The sequence below is a fragment of the Solemya elarraichensis gill symbiont genome, assembly GCF_002021095.1.
Taxonomy (GTDB): domain Bacteria; phylum Pseudomonadota; class Gammaproteobacteria; order Chromatiales; family Chromatiaceae.
Genome location: NZ_MPRK01000314.1, coordinates 1 through 1,706, shown reverse-complemented (window position 1 = coordinate 1,706; position 1,706 = coordinate 1). Strand labels below are relative to the sequence as shown.

Sequence of the window (1,706 nt, the reverse complement as noted above, 5' to 3'; positions counted from 1 at the left end):
TCGACACTCCAGTCGTGGCGAATATCAGTCATATTTAACTCCTCGTAAATCTGTATCTTCCCAGTGATCTTCCTTGATCCTGATGAGGTCCCGAATCGACAGGGGAATCATGATAATTGCGGCCAATCCCCAGTAAACCAGCCACGGGGTAATTTCCAGCGAAAAAAAAGTCCCAACGGGCACTGCTGCACCGGCAACACCGTAGAGACGCGTTGATGCAGCCTGTACATAATGAGCGACCTTGGGGTATGGATGATGACGGTTCATCGCGTATAGCACCATCGATGCACCCAGCCAGAACACCATCAATGGCAGGGGAATAATCACTGCGACGATATTCAATATATTAAAAAGGACTGGTGCCCGGCGTGCCTGCTGTGCAGTAATCTGCTCCGGCAGGACCGCCTCTTCGTGAAACTCGCTCATTATTTTGTTCAGCGCAATATCCTATAGATCAGCTAATATTAAGGTCTGCCTGATAATTGTCAACCAAAAGGAACTTGGATGGTTAACAAATGGAGTAATATTAGACAATTCTTGCGCCTCAAGGGGCGCTGCCTTGTATGTGGCGAAGCTCCACAAAGAGCACCTGGACTCTGCAACAGTTGCAATCACGATATACGGCGCATCGATCACCCCTGTCATCAGTGTGGTGAGCCCATGCATGTGAATTCATCCTCACACAAATGCGGCCGTTGCCAGTTGAGCCCACCTGCTTTCGATCACTGCATTGCACCATTGCACTACAGCGATCCGCTCAGGCAGTTACATCTGAATTTCAAATTTCACCAGGATCTTGCTGCCGGCAATCTGCTTGCCAACCTGCTTTGTGATTCCCTCTGTCAGCGCAGAGAACTGCCACAACTGCTGGTGCCGATTCCATTGCATGCCGAACGCATGCGCCAGCGAGGGTTTGACCAGGCCCTGGAGATAGCGAAGGTGCTTGCAAGGCGACTGCAGATTCCACTTCAAACCGGATTGCTGGTGCGCAACAACAGCACACAACCACAAAGCGGCTTGAGCCGCACACAGCGGCACAAAAACCTGTGCAATGCTTTCACTCTCACACAGCCCATGTGTGAACAGCACGTGGCGCTGGTGGATGACATCATGACCACCGGCAGCACCTTCGACGCTGCCGCACAGCTATTCAAGAAAGCCGGTATAGAAACCGTGGAAGCCTGGGCTGTTGGCCGCAGTGTCAGGGATGAGTAAGCGCTGAAGGATAGGCGTGCCGTATCGCCGGGTCAATTGCTCGTGCAGCACGGATACTCAACTGCTTACGCTGCTCATTATCAAGTAGAGGTTTTGCGTCAGCAACCTGTTCCGAAATGATTAACTCAAACAGCACGACATCTCCATAGCGCCAGCGCACACTAGCCGAAAGCCGACTCCATAGCGCCGCATCTCCAAAGCCACCAAGCTCTTCCGGAAGCAACGGGGATTTCATCTTTCGTGCAGCTTCCAGCTGCGTGTCGACACGCGACTTTGCCTCGTCCCCAGAGACGGGATAGAGCTGCAGTTGCATCATGATAAATGCATCCTCTGCAAAACCAAGCCTCCACCAGCAGCCGGAAAAATCGGGCGCGGCGCTTGTACCATCTGCCAGGCGCCGGTAGGCTGCGTCGGCACTCTGGCTAAAAAACTCTCCGTCCTGACCAATCAGTTCGCGAAACGCGGTTTCAGAATAGAATGAACAGGCATCA

Annotated in this window: 3 protein-coding genes and 1 pseudogene; 2 read left to right on the top strand and 2 right to left on the bottom strand. The window is 52.5% G+C overall.

The genetic code is table 11. From position 1 onward, the window contains the following. Positions 1-24: 24 nt before the first annotated feature. Positions 25-426 (bottom strand): hypothetical protein, encoded by a 402-nt coding sequence (locus BOW51_RS10545; protein WP_078477673.1) that lies wholly within the window; start codon positions 424-426, stop codon positions 25-27. Positions 427-504: 78 nt separating this feature from the next. Between BOW51_RS10545 and BOW51_RS11980 the strand changes: the two are divergent. Together BOW51_RS11980 and BOW51_RS10540 are read left to right on the top strand one after the other, a co-directional pair. Beyond that, positions 505-690: pseudogene (locus BOW51_RS11980) on the top strand (double zinc ribbon domain-containing protein); the annotation flags it as partial. Between the two features lie 12 nt (positions 691-702). Continuing rightward, positions 703-1,215 carry a ComF family protein gene (locus tag BOW51_RS10540; RefSeq protein WP_167367341.1) on the top strand — a complete coding sequence of 171 codons (513 nt, stop codon included), beginning with the start codon at positions 703-705 and terminating at the stop codon, positions 1,213-1,215. Here BOW51_RS10540 and BOW51_RS11340 read toward each other — a convergent pair. After that, a partial coding sequence (locus tag BOW51_RS11340; RefSeq protein WP_167367340.1) for a hypothetical protein occupies positions 1,202-1,706 on the bottom strand: 505 nt, incomplete at its 5' end. The genes BOW51_RS10540 and BOW51_RS11340 overlap by 14 nt on opposite strands.

Coding starts and splice junctions, on each gene's coding strand:
- BOW51_RS10545 (WP_078477673.1), bottom strand. CDS start 426: ATGAGCGAGTTTCACGAAGAGGCGGTCCTGCCGGAGCAGATTACTGCA.